At 66.0% G+C, this 17496-nt stretch carries 19 protein-coding genes; 6 read left to right on the top strand and 13 right to left on the bottom strand.

Going from position 1 to position 17496, the window contains the following annotated elements; all coding sequences use genetic code 11:
- Positions 1-25: 25 nt before the first annotated feature.
- A complete protein-coding gene (locus CAP37_RS15360) occupies positions 26-1534 on the top strand; it encodes an AMP nucleosidase (RefSeq protein ID WP_086125119.1) in 1509 nt (502 codons plus the stop codon).
- 12 nt (positions 1535-1546) lie between these two features.
- Here the strand turns inward: CAP37_RS15360 and CAP37_RS15355 are convergent, their stop codons facing one another.
- From CAP37_RS15355 to asd, 5 genes are all read right to left on the bottom strand, one after another.
- Positions 1547-2260 carry an anti-sigma factor domain-containing protein gene (locus CAP37_RS15355; RefSeq protein ID WP_086125118.1) on the bottom strand — a complete coding sequence of 238 codons (714 nt, stop codon included), beginning with the start codon at positions 2258-2260 and terminating at the stop codon, positions 1547-1549.
- Positions 2257-2823 (bottom strand): sigma-70 family RNA polymerase sigma factor, encoded by a 567-nt coding sequence (locus CAP37_RS15350; protein WP_086125117.1) that lies wholly within the window; start codon positions 2821-2823, stop codon positions 2257-2259. The genes CAP37_RS15355 and CAP37_RS15350 overlap by 4 nt, the downstream gene beginning before the upstream one ends.
- A 92-nt stretch (positions 2824-2915) precedes the next feature.
- Complete coding sequence (locus CAP37_RS15345; protein WP_086125116.1) at positions 2916-3521, bottom strand: DUF3455 domain-containing protein; 606 nt, start codon at positions 3519-3521, stop codon at positions 2916-2918.
- A gap of 119 nt (positions 3522-3640) precedes the next feature.
- Positions 3641-4843: a formate-dependent phosphoribosylglycinamide formyltransferase gene (purT, locus tag CAP37_RS15340; RefSeq protein ID WP_086125115.1), complete on the bottom strand. Its 1203-nt coding sequence runs from the start codon at positions 4841-4843 to the stop codon at positions 3641-3643.
- Between the two features lie 19 nt (positions 4844-4862).
- The gene (asd, locus tag CAP37_RS15335) at positions 4863-5714 is read right to left on the bottom strand and encodes an archaetidylserine decarboxylase (protein WP_086125114.1); all 852 of its coding nucleotides are present in this window, start codon (positions 5712-5714) and stop codon (positions 4863-4865) included.
- 97 nt (positions 5715-5811) lie between these two features.
- On the opposite strand from asd, the gene CAP37_RS15330 reads away from it, so the two are divergent.
- Both CAP37_RS15330 and CAP37_RS15325 read left to right on the top strand, forming a co-directional pair.
- Positions 5812-6750: an ATP-binding cassette domain-containing protein gene (locus tag CAP37_RS15330; protein WP_086125113.1), complete on the top strand. Its 939-nt coding sequence runs from the start codon at positions 5812-5814 to the stop codon at positions 6748-6750.
- A 3-nt stretch (positions 6751-6753) separates the two neighbouring features.
- Complete coding sequence (locus CAP37_RS15325) at positions 6754-7587, top strand: ABC transporter permease (protein WP_086125112.1); 834 nt, start codon at positions 6754-6756, stop codon at positions 7585-7587.
- 3 nt (positions 7588-7590) lie between these two features.
- Here the strand turns inward: CAP37_RS15325 and CAP37_RS15320 are convergent, their stop codons facing one another.
- The 4 genes from CAP37_RS15320 to CAP37_RS15305 all read right to left on the bottom strand — a co-directional run bounded on the left by CAP37_RS15320 (position 7591) and on the right by CAP37_RS15305 (position 11271).
- On the bottom strand, positions 7591-7848 hold the full coding sequence (locus CAP37_RS15320) for a hypothetical protein (RefSeq protein ID WP_179190246.1): 258 nt from the start codon (positions 7846-7848) through the stop codon (positions 7591-7593).
- A gap of 154 nt (positions 7849-8002) precedes the next feature.
- A complete protein-coding gene (locus CAP37_RS15315; RefSeq protein ID WP_086125111.1) occupies positions 8003-9127 on the bottom strand; it encodes a YbdK family carboxylate-amine ligase in 1125 nt (374 codons plus the stop codon).
- A 3-nt stretch (positions 9128-9130) separates the two neighbouring features.
- Entirely contained in the window at positions 9131-10318 is a 1188-nt protein-coding gene (locus CAP37_RS15310) for a cation:proton antiporter (RefSeq protein ID WP_086125110.1), read from the bottom strand.
- A gap of 77 nt (positions 10319-10395) precedes the next feature.
- Positions 10396-11271 (bottom strand): SAM-dependent methyltransferase, encoded by an 876-nt coding sequence (locus CAP37_RS15305; protein ID WP_086125109.1) that lies wholly within the window; start codon positions 11269-11271, stop codon positions 10396-10398.
- A gap of 48 nt (positions 11272-11319) precedes the next feature.
- Here CAP37_RS15305 and CAP37_RS15300 point away from each other — a divergent pair, with 48 nt between their 5' ends.
- From CAP37_RS15300 to CAP37_RS15290, 3 genes are all read left to right on the top strand, one after another.
- Positions 11320-12360, top strand: coding sequence for a serine/threonine protein kinase (locus CAP37_RS15300; protein ID WP_086125108.1), 1041 nt, complete (start codon positions 11320-11322; stop codon positions 12358-12360).
- 90 nt (positions 12361-12450) lie between these two features.
- Positions 12451-12900, top strand: coding sequence for a MarR family winged helix-turn-helix transcriptional regulator (locus tag CAP37_RS15295; RefSeq protein ID WP_086125107.1), 450 nt, complete (start codon positions 12451-12453; stop codon positions 12898-12900).
- Positions 12901-12971: 71 nt separating this feature from the next.
- On the top strand, positions 12972-13400 hold the full coding sequence (locus CAP37_RS15290; protein ID WP_086125106.1) for an organic hydroperoxide resistance protein: 429 nt from the start codon (positions 12972-12974) through the stop codon (positions 13398-13400).
- 102 nt (positions 13401-13502) lie between these two features.
- On the opposite strand, the gene CAP37_RS15285 is transcribed toward CAP37_RS15290, so the two are convergent.
- The 4 genes from CAP37_RS15285 to CAP37_RS15270 form a co-directional block, all read right to left on the bottom strand.
- The gene (locus tag CAP37_RS15285) at positions 13503-13877 is read right to left on the bottom strand and encodes a hypothetical protein (protein ID WP_143435953.1); all 375 of its coding nucleotides are present in this window, start codon (positions 13875-13877) and stop codon (positions 13503-13505) included.
- A 119-nt stretch (positions 13878-13996) separates the two neighbouring features.
- Positions 13997-14956 carry a response regulator gene (locus tag CAP37_RS15280; RefSeq protein ID WP_086125105.1) on the bottom strand — a complete coding sequence of 320 codons (960 nt, stop codon included), beginning with the start codon at positions 14954-14956 and terminating at the stop codon, positions 13997-13999.
- The gene (locus tag CAP37_RS15275; protein ID WP_086125104.1) at positions 14953-16161 is read right to left on the bottom strand and encodes a hybrid sensor histidine kinase/response regulator; all 1209 of its coding nucleotides are present in this window, start codon (positions 16159-16161) and stop codon (positions 14953-14955) included. The genes CAP37_RS15280 and CAP37_RS15275 overlap by 4 nt, the downstream gene beginning before the upstream one ends.
- On the bottom strand, positions 16158-17495 hold the full coding sequence (locus CAP37_RS15270) for a sensor histidine kinase (protein ID WP_256927021.1): 1338 nt from the start codon (positions 17493-17495) through the stop codon (positions 16158-16160). The genes CAP37_RS15275 and CAP37_RS15270 overlap by 4 nt, the downstream gene beginning before the upstream one ends.
- Position 17496: the final 1 nt, after the last annotated feature.

Genomic DNA, 17496 nt, shown 5'->3' with positions numbered 1-17496 from the left:
CACACCACAAGGTGACAATAGCGCCATGCACAAGACGCCCGACTTTACCGCCCCCCTCGTCTTCACCGATCCCGCCCAGGCCCTGGCCCAGGTCCAGCGGATTTACCAGGACAACGTCGAGTTTTTGCGCCAGGCCATGCGCGACTACGTGGCCGGCGGCGATTTCTCCAGCACCCATGTGCGCGCCTGCTACCCGTATGTGCGGCTGCACACCCACAGCAACACACGGCGCGGCGCCGCCCCCGACAGCCCCGCCATCAAGAAACTGAGCTACGGCTTCGTGGCCGGCCCGGGCCGCTTCGAGACCACGCTCACCCGCCCGGATCTGTACGACGACTACTACCTGCAGCAGTTCAGCCTGCTGCTGGCCAACCACGGTGGCGAGCTGGAGGTGGGCACCAGCACCCAGCCCATCCCCATCCACTTCTCGTTTGCCGAACACGACCACGTGGAAGGCGCCATGGATGTGGCGCGCCGCGCCCTCATGCGCGATGTGTTCGACCTGCCCGACCTCACCGCCATGGACGACGGCATTGCCAACGGCACGCACGCGCCCAAGGCCGGGGAAGCACACCCGCTGTCGCTGTTCACCGCCCCGCGCGTCGACTACTCGCTGCAGCGCCTGCGCCACTACACCGGCACGGCGCCCGAGTGGTTCCAGAACTTCGTCCTGTTCACGAACTACCAGTTCTACATCGACGAATTCATCAAGCTCGGCCACGCGGAAATGGCCAACCCCGACAGCGAGTACATCGCCTTCGTGGAGCCCGGCAACGTGGTGATGCGCCGCACAGGCCTCGCCGCCGAACCCATCGACGCCCTGGGCCATGCGCCTCCGCGCCTGCCTCAGATGCCCGCCTACCACCTCATGCGCGCCGACCGCAGCGGCATCACCATGGTCAACATCGGCGTGGGCCCGGCCAACGCCAAGACCATCACCGACCACATTGCCGTGCTGCGCCCGCACGCCTGGCTCATGCTTGGCCACTGCGCCGGCCTGCGCACCGCGCAGCAGCTGGGCGACTACGTGCTGGCCCACGCCTATGTGCGCGAAGACCACGTGCTCGACGAAGAGCTGCCGCTGTGGGTGCCAATCCCCGCACTGGCCGAGATCCAGCTCGCACTGGAAGGCGCCGTGGCCGACGTGACGGGCGTGCCGCCGGCCGAGCTCAAGCGCATCATGCGCACCGGCACCGTGGCCAGCACCGACAACCGCAACTGGGAACTGCTGCCCGACAACATGCCCCAGCGCCGCTTCTCGCAATCGCGCGCCGTGGCGCTCGACATGGAAAGCGCCACCATCGCGGCCAATGGCTTCCGCTTCCGCGTGCCCTACGGCACCCTGCTCTGCGTGAGCGACAAACCCCTTCACGGCGAGATCAAGCTGCCCGGCATGGCCAACCACTTCTACCGCGAACGGGTCGACCAGCACCTGCGCATCGGCATCCGCGCCATCGACATCCTGCGCGAAGGCGGCACCGACCAGCTGCACAGCCGCAAGCTGCGGAGTTTTGCGGAGGTGGCGTTCCAGTGAGCGCCCCCGGGCTCACGTCAGCTTGACCGCACGCCCGATGTAAAGAATGGGCCCGGTCGGCCGCCCGGTCGGCGAGCCGGCGTAAGGCTCCAGGGTGATCTCGAACAACTGGTTGGGCACGAGTGGCGGCAGCTGGTCGAGCTTCACCTCGAGCGGCTGGCCGGGTTGCACCAGGCCCAGGGAAACCGGGGCATTCCAGTCGTCGGCCTTGGTCCAGAACTGCAGCGATCGCTGCTCGGGCACGGCCGTGGTCCCCAGCGGCACCAGGCGCAGCGTGTCGCGCCCGCTGGTCTGCACCACCCAGCCCGGCGCGGTGCCGTTGGGCGCCACGAGCACCACCATGTATTGCGGTGCGGCGGGCGCGAACAAGCCGGTGGACGGCAGCAGCACCGCCACGGAAGCGGCCACAAAGCCAGTGGCGGCCACGGCGCGCCAGAAGTTGATGCTGCGCCACCAGTTCTGCCACGCGCTGGTGTGAACCTGTGCACGTGACGCGGCGGGCGGCAGCGATTGCTCGATTCTCGACCACAGCGCGGCCGTGGGCTCCACCGGTTCGACCAGCGCGGTGAGCGGCAGCAGGCGGGCTTCCCATGCGTCGACGGCGGTGCGCAGCATGGCGTCGTTCGGCAGACGATCCTGCACCTCACGACGACGCGCGGACGACAGCGTTCCGAGCACATACGCCGAGGCCAGCGCGTCGATGTCGTCGTGATCCCGCGTGCTCATGCCAGACACTCCCGCAGCGAGGCCAGCCCGCGGCGAATCCAGGCCTTCACCGAGCCCAGCGGCGCGCCCAGGCGCTCGGCGATTTCGGGGTGGGTGCAGCCGTCGAGGTAGGCGTAGAGCACGCAGTTGCGCTTGGGCGTGTCCAGGCGGGCCAGGCAGTCGTCGAGCCGGCCGAGGTCGGCGTGCAGGGCGAAGGCTTCGGCCATGTCGGGTGCTGCAGGGGCATCTTCGGTCTGCAGCGCGTCCATGTCGTCTTCATCGGCCGACACGTTGCGGGCACCGGCACGCACCGCATCGAGCGCACGGTGGCGCACGATGCCGTACATCCAGCCACGGCCCGCGCCGCGGCTGGCATCGAAGCTGGCGGCCTGGGTCCAGATGTTCATGAATGCGTCGTGCAACACGTCTTCGGCAGTGGCGCGGTCGCGCACGATGCGCAAGGCCACGCCCAACAGGTAGCGGCCTTCGCGCTCGTAAAGGCTGCGCAAGGCCGCACGATCGCCCCGCGCGCAGGCGGCCAGGGCGGCATCGTGATCGAACGGTTCGGAGGCGGTGGGCGGCAAGGGCGGCTAGGACCAGCAGGGCGGAAGAAGCGGGGCCCGGCGCCATGTGGCGCCAGGCCCCGGGACTGCCGGCCATACTAGCCGAAGACCGATCAGGAAGCCTTGTAGAAGATGTAGTCGGCCTGGTATTGCACGATCTGCTTCGCACCCATGTTGGAGGCGCCGCAGGCCATGGCCGGTGCAACGCCGCCCTTGGTGGCCACGCGCTGGGTGTAGGTCACGCCGCTCATGGCGCCCATGCCCATGGCGGGGTTGGCCTTCACAAGTTGCAGGGGGATGTTGCCGTCGCCGCCGGGTGCCACAGCCAGCTGGGTGGCGGTGAACTTGGAGCCGTCCATCGCTTCCCAGGTGGCGGGCGGGCCATAGTACTTGCCCACCTGCTTGCCGCTGCGGTCCATCAGCTTGGCATCGGGGCCAACGAACACCCATTCAAACTGGCCGGGCATGTTGGCCTTGACGCGGCATTCGTAAGTGATCTGGCCCACACCGACGGTTTCCATGGCCACGCGGTTGCCTGCGGGAACCTTCACGGCATCGGGCAGGCTGGCCTGCGAATACATCATGGCGGGCATGCCCGTGGTGGGGCTGCCCATGGAGGGGGTGTTCCTGGTGGAACTGCTCATATTGGAGCCCATTTGGGAGGCACAGGCGGTCAGGGCGAGCGCCGCAGCGGCGGCCAGGGTGGTCTTGAAGATCATGGGGAAGCTCCTCGATGGTGGGTTGTGGGCAGCGGCGCAAAAACAGCGCCACTGCTTCCACTACGCCCCAGCGTGGCGTTTGGATGCAGCCGGATGCAAAAAAACCCAGCCCCAGGCGTTCAAGCCCGGCGCGGCTTCACCTTCGAGGCCGCCAGCTTGGCCTGCGTGCGCGCCTTTTCCACGTCGGCATCAAAGGCCAGGGCCACGCCCATGCGGCGCTTGGTGAAACTCTCGGGCTTGCCGAACAGGCGGATCTCGGTCTGCGGCACGCGCACGGCCTCGTCCACCCCGTCGAAGGCAATGCCGCGCGCTTCCACGCCGCCGTAGATGACGGCGCTGGCGCCCGGGCTCTTGAGCGCGGTAGAGACCGGCAGGCCCAGAATGGCGCGCGCGTGCAGCTCGAATTCGTTCTGCCACTGGGTGATCATGGTCACCATGCCGGTGTCGTGCGGGCGCGGGCTCACTTCGCTGAACCACACCTGATCGCCATTGACGAACAGTTCCACGCCGAAGAGCCCCTGGCCACCCAGGTCGTCGGTGACGGCCTTGGCGATGTCGCGCGATTTCTGCAGCGCGGCCGGCGTCATGGGGTGCGGCTGCCAGCTCTCCACATAGTCGCCGCTCACCTGCACATGGCCGATGGGATCGCAGAAGTGCGTTTCCACCTGACCATCGGCGCCGAGCGCGCGCACGGTGAGCTGCGTGATCTCGTAATCGAAATCGATGAAGCCTTCCACGATGATCCGGCCCGGCCCAACGCGGCCGCCCGACATGGCGTAGTCCCAAGCCTTCTTAACGTCCGCCGGGCCGTCGATCTTGCTCTGGCCTTTGCCGCTGCTGCTCATGACCGGCTTCACGATGCAGGGATAGCCAATGCCGGAGTCGATGGCCGCCTGCAGTTCGTCCAGCGAATCGCAGAATTTGTAGGGGCTGGTCGGCAGCCCCAGCGTTTCTGCCGCCAGCCGGCGGATGCCTTCGCGGTCCATGGTGAGGCGCGCGGCGCGGGCGGTGGGGATCACGCGCACCACGCCAGCGGCTTCGAGCTCCTGCAGCATGGGCGTGGCGATGGCCTCGATCTCGGGCACCACCAGGTGCGGGCGCTCGGCCTCGATGAGGGCCTTCAACTGCGCCGGGTCACTCATGGTGATGGTGCGCGCGTGGTGCGCCACCTGGTGACCCGGCGCGTTCTCGTAGCGGTCCACCGCAATGGTCTCCACCCCCAGGCGCTGCAGCGCAATCAGCACTTCCTTGCCCAGCTCACCCGAGCCGAGCAACATGACGCGGGTGGCGGAGGGAGAGAGCGGGGTTCCGAGCGTGGTCATGGAGGTTCCTGAAAGTGTTTTACAAGGCGTCGCCCATGGGCTCGCCCATCTTCACGGCGGCTTCGGGCGCCCAGTCGGGATTGAAGGCGATGGTGTCGCGCGGCCAGAGCAGCACCACGGTAGAGCCCAGCAGGAAGCGGCCCATTTCTTCGCCTTGCTGCAGGTGCACCGGCGCGTCGTCGTAGCTCCACTCGCGCACGTCATCGGGCCGCGGCGGATTCACCACGCCATGCCAGGTGGTGGCCATGCTGCCGACGATGGTGGCGCCCACCAGCACCTGCACAAAAGGCAGCGTGGTCTCGCCCACCTTCATGTCAAACACGCACACCACGCGCTCGTTGCGCGCAAACAGCCCGGGCACGCCCTGCGCTGTGGCCGGGTTCACCGAGAACAGATCGCCCGGCACGTGGATCATGCGGCGCAGCGTGGCATCCATAGGCATGTGGATGCGGTGGTAGTCCTTGGGGCTGAGGTAGATGGTGGCGAAGGCGCCGTCGTCGAACAACGCGGCCAGATCGGCGTCGCCACCCACCAGCGCACGCGTGCTGTAGGTGTGGCCCTTGGCCTGGTAGATCTGGTCGCGTGCGATGACGCCAAACTGGCTGATGGCGCCATCCACCGGGCACACGAAGGCCACATTAGCCACAGGGCGCGCATCGGTGCGCAGGGCCCGGGTGAAGAACTCGTTGAAGCTGCCGTAGGCCTTGGGGTCCGGGTTCGCAGCCTCGGCCATGTTCACCCGGTACTTGCGGATGAAGCGCCGGATGATCCACTGTGTGATGGCGCCCCAGCGGCCATTGGCGACCCAGCCACCGAACACAGTGAGCGCGCGCTTCGGGAAAACGTATTGCAGGGAAACGGCGAAGGACATGGGCAAACTGGACGGTGTGACAAGACCCTGGCGGGCAGCCCCGCATTGTAGGGGCCGGTCCTTGCGGGCACCGGGCGTGAGGGCACAATGCCGGCACATGAATCCCACCCTGTTCGAGAGCCACCACCTGGTCAAACGCTACGGCGACAACACCGTGGTGGACGACCTGAGCTTCTCCATCGAACCCGGCGAATGCCTGGGCGTGATCGGCCCCAATGGCGCGGGCAAGACCACCACCATCCGCATGTGCCTGGGTCTGACCGCGCCCGACGCCGGCAGCATCACCGCCTTCGGCATGGACATGCCGCGCGATGCCCTCACCATCAAGGCCCAGCTTGGTGTGGTGAGCCAGATGGACACGCTGGACCCCGACTTTTCCTGCGCCGAGAACCTGCTGGTCTACGGCCGCTACTTCGGTCTGCCCAAGGCCTTGATCCAGTCGCGCATTCCGAAATTGCTGGAATTCGCCGCGCTCTCTCACAAGGCCGATGCGAAACCCGGTGAGCTTTCGGGCGGCATGAAACGGCGCCTTTCGCTGGCGCGCGCGCTGGTGAACGACCCCAGGCTGCTCATGCTCGACGAGCCCACCACCGGCCTGGACCCGCAGGCGCGCCACCTGATGTGGGAGCGGCTGCAACTGCTGTTGCAGCAGGGCAAGAGCATCCTGCTGACCACGCACTTCATGGACGAGGCCGAACGCCTGTGCTCGCGACTGCTGGTGCTGGACCACGGCCGCAAGATCGCCGAAGGCCGGCCGCGCGAGCTGATCGCGCAGCACCTGGAACCCGACGTGGTGGAGGTCTATGGCAACGGCGCGCTCGCGCTGGCCCAGGCCGATGAACACGCCGCGCTGCGCGCGCTGGCGGCCCGCGTGGAGGTGAGCGGCGAAACCGTGTTCTTCTACACCGCGCAGGCTATGCCACTGCTGGCGGCGCTGGGCGAGCACCACCACCACCTGCGTGCCCTGCACCGCCCAGCCAACCTGGAAGATCTGTTCCTGAAGCTCACCGGCCGGCAGATTCGGGAGGACGGATAGACCATGAACACGACCACCACACTGCCCCGCTCCCCCTCTCACTTTTCGCCACCGCGTTTGTCCATGCGCTGGTGGCCCGTGTTCCTGCGCAACCTGCTGGTCTGGAAGAAGCTTGCCATCCCGAGCCTGGTGGGCAACATCGCCGAGCCGCTGATGTGGCTGATCGCGTTTGGCTATGGCATGGGTGCGCTGGTCGGGCAGGTGAGCATGAGCACGCCGCAAGGCAACGTGGCCGTGCCCTACATCCTGTTCCTGGCCAGTGGCAGCATCTGCATGAGCGCCATGAACGCCGCCACCTTTGAAGCGCTGTACTCCGCCTTCTCGCGCATGCACGTGCAGAAAACCTGGGACGGCATCATGAACGCGCCGGTGAGCCTGGACGACGTGGTGCTGGCCGAAATGTTGTGGGCCGGGTTCAAGGCCTTGTTTTCGGTGACGGCCATCATGGTGGTGATGCTTGCGCTGGGCATCAGCCATTCACCCAAGCTGTTCCTGGCCTGGCCGGTGCTGCTGGGGGTGGGCATCACGTTCTCGTGCATCGCCCTGGTGTTCAATGCCCTGGCCAAGGGCTACGACTTCTTCACCTACTACTTCACGCTGTTCCTCACGCCCATGATGTTTCTCTCGGGTGTGTTCTTTCCGCGTGAACAGTTGCCAGCGGTGGTGCGCCACCTTTCGGACTGGCTGCCATTGACCAGCGCGGTGGAACTGGTGCGACCTCTGTTCATGGACCAGTGGCCTGCGCAGCCCTGGCTGCATGGGGCCGTGCTGCTGGTCTACACCGCAGGAGGGTTCTGGCTGGCGCTCGCGCTTACACGCAAGAGATTTTCGCGCTAGGTTTCAGTGAACCGCTGCGAGCGCAGGCTGCGCCTCGCAATACAGCTCGCTGCCCGAATCCATGAAGTCTTCGGCCTCGATCACGGCGTCGAATTCACGTGCGTCCGTATCGAAGATCTTGGGAATGAGGGGCTTGTCCAGCGGGCGGCAGATGCGGCTGCGAATACCGCGCAGGGTGGCGCTGGTTTCCATGGCGCTGATCACGGCTTCGGGATCGAGCATCAGGACGAAGGGGTTGAGGCGGGTGGCGGTGGTGGACATGGTGGGCTTCCTGAAGGTGTGAAACAAGTCGGTCTCGATGAAACAAACTGTATTCGCCGCCTTCGTCGACGTTAAGTCGGCGCACCCCCATTCACGCTGTAGGAACTTCGCTGACACCCCGTGCGATTGCCCTACGCCCGGTTCGTGACATCCATCACGGGCCGAGCCGCAGGGCCTCCACACTCGCCCGCACCACCGACTGCACGCTGCCGCTTTCCTTGTACCGATTGCGCAGGAACGTGGCGTGGTTACCCACGCGCGCCGCGGTGCGCTCGATCTCGTCCAGCGCGGCCATGGAGTTCAGTGCCTGGCCGTGGTGCCCCAGGTGCCGCAGCGTGGCCAGGATGTCTTCCCGGATGCTGATCTGCTCGCGTGTCTTGGGGTTGACCATCATGCCGTCCAGCCCAAAGCGACAGGCTTGAAAACGGTTGTAGGTGTAGACGAGGTAGTCGTCTTCTTCGGGCGGTAGTTCCCTGCGCTCCAGCAGGTGCCGGCACAGCGCCTGCAGATAACACGCGAGGCCCGCGGCGCGCTCCACCGTCAGCGGCGTGTCGCACACCCGCAGCTCGATGGTGCCGTACTCAGGCTTGGGCCGGATGTCCCAGTAAAAGTCCTTCATGGACTTCACCACGCCGGTGGATTCCATCTTGGTGAAGTAGACGTTGGCGAACTCCTCCCAGCTCAGCACAAAGGGCGCGCGGCCGCTGAGCGGGAAGGCGAACACCGAATTCAGGCGAGCGGAGTCGAACAGCGTGTCCACGCCTTGCGAAAACGGCGAGGACGCCGACAGCGCAATGAAGTGCGGCACGTAGCGGTTGAGCGAATGCAGCAGGAACAGCGCTTCGTCTGCGCTGGAGCAGCCGATGTGCACGTGCTGGCCGAACACGGTGAACTGCTTGGCCAGGTAACCGTACAGCCCCGACAGCTCCTGGAATCGCGGCTTGGAGAAAATGCGCTGCTCGAACCAGCGCTGGAAAGGGTGCGTGCCACCGCCCGCAATCTCGATGTTGAGGCGGTCGCCGGCGGTCACCAGCGTGTCGCGGATCTGCTGCAGCTGAGCCAGCAGCGGGCCATGCTCGCGCTGCACGTCGGTGGCGATCTCGATCATGCTCTGCGTCATCTCGGGTGTGACCACCCCCGGGAAGGGCTTGCGGCGCAGCAGCTCGAGCAGGTCATTGGCGCTGCTGGAGAGGTCGAGGTCGTAGGTGTTGACGAGCTGCAGCTCGAGCTCGACGCCCATGGTGAGCGAGTCGGAGGACTTGAAGGTTTCCAAAGGCATGGCTTACTCCTTGGTCACATGGGTTTCATGCGCGGCCATCAGCGCGCGCTGCGTCACCAGGGGGCCGAGCAGCTCCTGCAGCAGCATCATGCCGGCCATGATGGAAAGCACCTGCACCGCCGGCGCAAACCCGTAGAGCCGGCTCTGCTCCAGCAGCAGAATCGCAAAGGCCGACATCGGTGTGAGGGCGAGGCCAGTGAGCAAGCCCTTGCGTTCGGTGATGCCCGACAGGCGTGCGGCAAACAGGTTGCAGCCCACCTTGGAAGCCGCGCGCACGGCGATGAGCACAAGACCGAGCAACATGCCGGTTCCCACATCGGCCCAGTCCAGCAGCGAGGCGATGTAGACGAACAGGAAGATGGAAAGCAGGTCACCGGCGGTGCCGAAGTCGCGCTGGGCATTGGTGAGGTGCACACGGCGCTCGCGCGCCACGATGCCGAACGTGAGCGCGGCGAGAAGCGGCGAGAGCTTGAGGCCATAGGCCGCCGTGGTGAGCAGCAGCACGGAGAGCGCAAACACCACCGTGACGCCGCGTTCGTGCGTGCTGGCGCGGCTCAGCAGCCAGGGCACTGCCACACCCAGCAAGGCTCCCACCGCCACCGACGTGCCCACCACATGGATGCTGCCAAAGGCTGCGAGCACCAGATCGCCCGAGTTGTTGAGGTACCAGTAGCCCACCACCATTTTCAGCAGCAACACCGAGACCATGCAGTTGATGGCGCAAAGGTGCAGCACGCGCTCGGTCACCTGGCCGGCGCTGCGCAGTTCGTTGGCCACGCGCAGCACGCCGGCGGGCGACGCCGATACCGACAGGGCCGCGATGATGAGGCGCATGTCGGTCTCCAGATCGAACCAGCCGGTGACCCAGTAGATGGCGCCAAAGGTGATCAGGGACTCCACCACGCCGAGCACCAGCACCCACGGGTTGTGGCGGAACCAGCGAAGATTGATGCGGTAGCCGAGTTCAAACAGCACCAGCGAGAGCGCCACGTTGGCCAGAAAGTCCAGCCCGGGCACGGCCACGGTGAGCCCGGGCAGGTTGACGAGGCTGCCCACCAGCCCCACAGCCACATAACTGGTGACGCGTGGCAGGTGCCAGGTTGCGTGAACGCGTTCTGCCACGAACCACGCCAGCAGCAGCACCAGCGGCCATGCAATGGACTGCAGCAGGAAATCGAAATCGGTAACCATGGGCGGGTGCTCCTGGAATGGTTATGGGGGTGTTGCGCCGATTGGCTGTGAACAGAGCGGACCTTGCCGCCACACAGTCAAACGGCGAAGCGCTGCGAGAGTTCCTGAAGGTTCAGTTCTTCGAGCACCTGCTGCAACCGCTGCCGGGCCCGCTCGCGGGCGCCGGTTCGATCTTCGGCCATTCTACGGGCCAGAATCAACTCGTTCTTCATGGAATGCTCCCACCCCACGAGCTCCGTCACCGTGACACTGTAACCATGTGCCTCGAGCTGAAGACAGCGCAGCACATTGGTGATCTGGCTCCCAAACTCGCGCGTGTGCAGCGGATGGCGCCACAGCTCGGCCAGCGGCGTGCGCGCCAGGCTCAGCGCCTTGTGTTTCTTCATGACGCCGGCCACCTCGGCCTGGCAACACGGCACCAGCACCAGGTGGCTGGCGTCCTTGGCCAGACCGAAGGCAATCGCATCGTCGGTCGCGGTGTCGCAGGCATGCAGCGCGGTCACCACGTCGATGCGCGCAGGCAGATCGGGATGGCTCAGCGCCTGCTGCACGGTGGTGGCCAGAAAGTCCATGCGCTCGAAGCCCAGGCGCGCCGCCAGTTCGCGCGATTTTTCCACCAGTTCGGCGCGCGTTTCCACACCCGTCACACGCCCGGTGGTCTTGTCCTTGAAGAACAGGTCGTAGAGGATGAAGCCGAGGTACGACTTGCCCGCGCCGTGATCGGCCAGCGTCACATCGCCGCGCGCGGCGAGCACCTCGGCCAGCAGCGGCTCGATGAACTGCACCAGGTGATTCACCTGTTTGAGTTTGCGCCGCGTGTCCTGGTTGAGCTTGCCCTCGCGGGTGAGGATGTGCAGCTCCTGCAACAGCGCCACCGACTGGCCCGCCCGAAGTTCGGGCAACTGTTCCTGCAGCGTGGGCGCGGGTCGCGCGTTCACCTTGTGTTTCACCATGGGCCAATCATAGGGGAGGGGCCTCGGGGCCAGCAGCGACAATCGCGCATGACCTCCGACCCGCACCGCACACATCCCTACAGCCTCCTCACCCCCGACGTGGTGCAGGACGCACTGGCCCATGTGGGGCTGTGGGGCGACGGGCGCATGGCCGCTCTCAACAGCTTCGAGAACCGCGTGTACCAGATTCATCTGGAATCGCCGGTGGAGGGTCATGAGCAGGTGGTGGCCAAGTTCTACCGACCCGATCGCTGGAGCGATGCCCAGATTGCCGAGGAGCACGCTTTTGCCGAGGAACTGGTGGCGGCCGAGATTCCTGCCGTGCCGCCCTTGCGCCTGAACGGCGAGACCCTGCACCACTTCGGTGGCTTCGCCTTTTCGGTCAGCCCCCGCCGTGGCGGGCGCCGGCCCGAGCTCGACAATTTCGAGGTGCTGGAATGGATCGGCCGCTTCCTCGCGCGCATTCACAGCGTGGGTGCCGCGCGGCCGTTTGCCCAGCGCCCGGCGCTGGATACCGCGAGCTTCGCACGCGAACCTCGCGACTGGCTTCTGGACCACGCCGCCGTTGCTCCCGAGGTGCGCACGGCATGGACCGCCGCACTGGACGAAGCGCTGGCCCTGATTGAAGCCCATGCCACGCTGAGACCTGGTGCGCCGCTGGAAGAAGACGGCATTGCGCGTATCCGCCTGCACGGCGACTGCCACCCCGGCAACATCCTCTGGACGCCCGAAGGTCAGCCTGGCGCTGGCCCGCATTTCGTGGACCTGGACGACGCGCGCACTGGCCCGGCCGTGCAGGACATCTGGATGCTGCTGTCCGGCGATCGCCGTCAGCAGAACCAGCAACTGGGCGCGCTGATCGACGGCTACGAACAGTTCCGACCTTTCGACCGGCGCGAACTCGCACTCATCGAACCGCTCCGCACCTTGCGCCTGATCCACTACAGCGCGTGGATCGCGCGCCGATGGGACGACCCCGCCTTCCCCATCAACTTCCCCTGGTTTGGCACGCGTGACTACTGGCAAGGTCAGGTGGACATGCTGGTGGAGCAGATCGAGGAAATGCAGGGATCGCCTCTGGTGGCTTGATTGTGAAAGGCGCATGAAAGCCCCGCACGCCAACAAGGTTGTTAGCGATTAAATTGTGAACAATTTAATTGTTGGCTAAAGTTCAGCCTCATGAACACGCCACGCATCTCCACCGATCAGGCCCTGCAGCTCGACCACCAGTTGTGCTTCGCGCTGTACTCAGCCTCGCTGGCCATGACCAAGCTCTACAAGCCCCTGCTGGAAGACCTTGGCCTGACCTACCCGCAGTACCTGGCCATGCTGGTGCTCTGGGAAACCGATGGTGTGACGGTCTCCGAGCTGGGAGACCGCCTGCACCTCGATTCCGGCACCCTCACGCCCCTGCTCAAGCGGCTCGAATCCGCTGAACTGGTAACCCGCCTTCGCGATGTGCAGGACGAGCGGCGTGTGCTGATCCGCCTCACCGCCACCGGCCGCAAGCTCAAGGCACGCGCCGCCCGCATCCCTGGCTGCGTGCTGCAGGCCACGCAATGCGATCTGTCGGAAGTGCTGAACCTGACCCGCCAGGTGCAGGCATTGCGCGACCGCCTCACCGCCTGATTTCAACCCCGTTTTTTCACCCCGTTTTTCACCCCGCTTGTTCGCAAGCGTTCAACCCAAGGAGCCACACCATGCCCACTTCCCTCGAAAAAGTTGTCTACACCGCCCGCGCCCACACCACCGGTGGCCGCGAAGGCACTTCGCGCACCGACGACGGCCTGCTCGACGTGAAGCTGTCCCCACCCAAGGTGATGGGCGGCGCCGGCAACGCGACCAACCCCGAGCAACTGTTCGCCGCCGGTTATTCGGCATGCTTCATGGGTGCGCTCAAGCACGTGGCGGGCATGAAAAAGGTGGCTGTTCCCGCCGATGCGTCCATCGACGCGGAAGTGGACATTGGCCCGATCCCGGCCGGATTCGGCATTGCTGCTCGCCTGGCCGTGAGCCTGCCGGGCATGGACCGCGCTGTGGCACAAGACCTGGTGGACACCGCACACAAGGTCTGCCCGTACTCCAATGCCACGCGTGGCAACATTGATGTCACTATCACTTTGGTCTGAGTACACCCCCGCGGCGCTTCGCGCCACCCCCTCCAGGGGGCAACACCTGCGGCCCGGCAAAGCCGGTTCCGCGGTGTTCCTGGGCCAACGCCCCCTCGTCTGTCAGGGCGCGACTTCGCCGCCAGCCCGCTTTTGCTTCGGGTCGTTGGGGTCGTAGATCACGCTGCTCGTGCCTACACCCACGCCCACACGGGCGTTGCTGTTCCCGATCTGGGTGCCGACGCCCACCCCGGCACCTGCGCTGACCTGGCCACGCTGGTTCACACCCACACCCACACCGACCGGGCCCACCCCGGTGCCCACGCCGGCGCTGACGCCGCCCGAACCCACGCCCACGCCGATGGAAAACGGGCCGAGCGGCACCCCGATGCCGACGCCGATGGAGTTACAACCGGCCAGCAGAAACCCTGCGCTCAGCAACACGCCCGCGCAGGCGCGAGAGCGGCGGAAGGTGACAGAAGCGGCTGGAGTGTTCATGGCAATGACCTTTGAAATGGACCGGATGCGCAAGGCAATGGGGCGCGCCAGGCTTTCATTGTGAGTGCAGAGACGCGCGGAAGTGCCCGCCCGTTACGCGAAGTTGCGCACCGGCGGGCTCAATGCGCCGGCTGGCCCAGACGCTCCATGAGATCGGCCAGCCAGTCTGTGCGCGGCGACACGGACTCGGCGGGCTTCACGAGCAGGCCACCGCCCGCGATCGCCTGCACCTCGGCGAGGCCACGTTGCCAAAGCAACCAGGCCGGCCAGGCACACTGCGCCGCTGTGGGCGCTTCGTCCACAGCCCCCGAGAGCAATGCGCTGAAGGGCTCGCCGCTCGGCAGGTGCAGCTCGGTACCCCGGACTTCACCCCCCACCGCTCTCGCCAGCAGCTCAAGCGGCGTGGCACCCGTTCTGCCAGCACCGAACGCCTCCAGCCATTGGCGCAGGTGCGCCGCCATGGCCGCGCCCCGTCGTGCTTCGGCCTGCATCAGGTCTGCGTGGTCCCAACGGTGCCAATCCACCTGCGGCTCGGTGCAACCGGCGAGCAGCGCGGCCTGCCCGTAGCGGTACAGCGCCAGCTCGTGGTTTTCGGGCTGCACGCCCGATGCCACCATGAGCAGCGCGGCCAGACGGTTGGAGCGAAGCTGGTTCTGCCGCGCCAGCAATTTGTCGCGCATCAGGCTGTCGCGCTCGCTGCGCAGTTGCGCCAGGTCGAGCGCGTTTTTCAGGTCCGCGCGCAGGCTCTCGATTTCCCACGGCTTGTTGATGTAGCGGTAGATCTCGCCGGTGTTGATGGCCTCGATGGCGTCGCCGATGTCGGAGTAGGCGGTGGTCAGCATCCGCACCACGTGCGGGTAGTACTCGCGGGCGTGGCGCAGCAGCTCGTTGCCCTGTTCGCCGGGCATGCGCTGGTCGCACACCAGCACCGCCACCTCGGCGCCGTGGGCCTTGAGCAGACCGCGCCCCTCTTCGACCGAGCCAGCGGTGATCACGGGTGCCAGGGGATTGACCAGGCGCTCGAAATACTTCAGCGCCATGGCCTCATCGTCCACATACAGAATCTTTGCGGGCGTCATCGGGTGTCCTCGACCGGGGTGTCTTTTTTTGCGAAGGGGAAATACAGCGTGACGGTGGTGCCCTCGCCAAGGCTCGAGCGGATATCGATCGAGCCGCTCAGCGAGCTGATCACGCGGTGGCAGAACAGCACACCCATGCCACTGCCACCCGAATCGGCTCGGGTCGTCACGGGCTCGACCATCAGGCGCCGCAACACGTCGGGCGCGATGCCAGGCCCGTTGTCGCTCACCACCAGGGTGGCCTGCAGGGGCAAACCCGGCGCGGGAGCGGCACGGGCCAGCTGAATGCGCAGCGCGGGCTTCACCGGCGGACTCGTCCGCATGGCGATCAAGGCGTTCTTCACCAGCGTGCACAGCACGAGGTAGAGCAGGTCCCGGCGACCGGGCAGCGTGAAGTCGGCGGCCGCGTCGGTCGAGAGCCAGTCGGCCTCGCCGGGCTCGAAGGGGTACTCCTCCTGCACGGCGCGCACCAGGTCGCTGGCCAGCAGGCTGGCCGAGGCGTCGCCCCGGCTGGCGTCGCGCGCGCTCTGCACGAAGGTGGACACCAGCGACTGCGCGTAGATGGCGCGCCGTTGCGCGGCTTCGATCATGAACAGCACGTCACCGGGTTTCTGCTGTTCGATGTGGGCCATGCCAGCCTGCCCGTCGGGCGGAGCGCGGTGCCGGTCCCGCATGGCTTCCAGGTAGCCGCGCACTGTAGCCAGCGGCGAGGTGACTTCGTGGGCCAGGAAGCCGAGCGTCTCGCGCAGGGCCGTGGCGCGCCGCTCCACCAGTTGTTGCTGCCGTGCGCGCTCCAGGCTGGTGGCCAGCGCCTCGCGCAGAATCTGCCGCGTCAGCGTTTCGTCCAGCGGTTTCTCCAGGATCTTCTCCACCTGGCCCTGGTTCACCGCCGACATCGCCACGTCCTTGTCGGCATAGGCCGACACCAGCACGCGAGACACATGGGGATAGAGGCGCCGCACTTCGCTGAGCAGGGCCACACCGTCGCGCCCTGGCATGGCGTAGTCGGTCATGAGCACGGCCACTTCGGGCCCGCGCTGCGCCAGCAAGGCCAGCGCCTCGTCGACACCGCCGGCAGTGAGCACAACGAACTCGGTGCCGTACAACCGGGCGAACCACTTGCAGGCCTGCGGCTCGTCGTCGACCATCAGCACCGCGTGGGGGCCCAGCGGTGTGCGTGTGGTGTTGTCGTCTGGCTGCGTCATTGCGGCATGGGCAAATCAAAGGTGAACTCGGTCCAGGCGCCCTGCTCGCTCTCCACGGCCAGCGTGCCGCCATGCCGTTGCACGATGCCGTAGCTCACGCTCAGGCCAAGGCCCAGGCCGGCACCCACATCGCGCGTGGTGAAAAAAGGCTCGAACACGCGCGCCAGGTTCTCGGGCGCAATGCCCTGGCCGTTGTCGCGCATCGAAATGCCCAGCCGACCGCCTCGCGCAGCCACACGCACGGCGATCTCCGGCTCCGCACGCCGGGCCGCCTGCACCGCGTGCGCGGCGTTGCTGAACAGGTTGATCAGCACGCCGATGATGGCGGGCTCGTCGCCGAGGACGTGCGTGTCCTGCGGGAGCTCGACCGACACCTTGATGCTTTTGAGTTCGTGGCCGGCCAGACGCTGGGCCGAGCGGATCGCGTTCTCCAGCAGGAACAGGCGCTGGCTGTCCTGTCCGGGCTTCTGGTAGGCGAAGGTCTTGAGGTCGGAGACGATGTTCTGGATGCGCTGCATGCCTTCACGCGCATCGACCAGGCTTTCCTTGAGCATGGCATCGCTCTCGGTGGCCGGCGAGGTGAGCCCCATGTTGATCGCCATGAGGCTGTAGTTGACCGGGTTGTTGAGCTCGTGCAGCAGCCCGGCCGACAGCGTGCCGATGGCCGCCATCTTCTCGCGCTGCAGCAACTGGCCCTTGACTTCGGCCAGGGTCCGGTTTGTTTCCATCAGCTCCCTGTTCTTCGATTGCACTTCGGATTGAAGTGCGTAGGCTTGTTTGCGCCACCTGCCACTGTAGATGGAAATCACCACCGAAATCACGGCGTAGAACACGATGAAGATGATCTGGCCTTGAAAGAGGTGCGCGTCCTGCACGCCTTCTGGGCGCAGCACGCAGGCGAGCACGTACACCAGCAGCGTGAACGAGCTGAAGAGAAAGGCCTCCACGATCGTCAGCGGCAGGAAGAAGCCGATGCCGGAGATGGCAAATGTCAGCCCCACGAAATAGATGGAGTTCTCGCCATCCGCGTGGAAAATCATCCAGGCGATCATCAGCTGCGGCAGGGCAATCCAGAAGTAGGTGAGCCGGCGAATGTTGTGATCGCCGAAAGGCGTGCTGTAAGTCAGCAGCGTCAGCAGGATCAGCAACGCCACCAGCACGCGAACCACGGCGAACTCCACCATGTGCTGCGGGTAGAAGGCGGCGTCCAGCCCCACGCCACCCACGATCAGCAGAATGGCCACCTTGCAGGTCACCCGGCTGTAGAACTTCAGGTGTTCCTTCAGCGCGTCCTCGAAGGTCGCGGGCAGTTGGGTGGAGGTGGTGGTGGCCACG

Source organism: Hydrogenophaga sp. IBVHS1, assembly GCF_002127265.1.
Classification (GTDB): domain Bacteria; phylum Pseudomonadota; class Gammaproteobacteria; order Burkholderiales; family Burkholderiaceae_C; genus Hydrogenophaga.
This window is presented reverse-complemented; position numbering and strand designations above follow the sequence as displayed.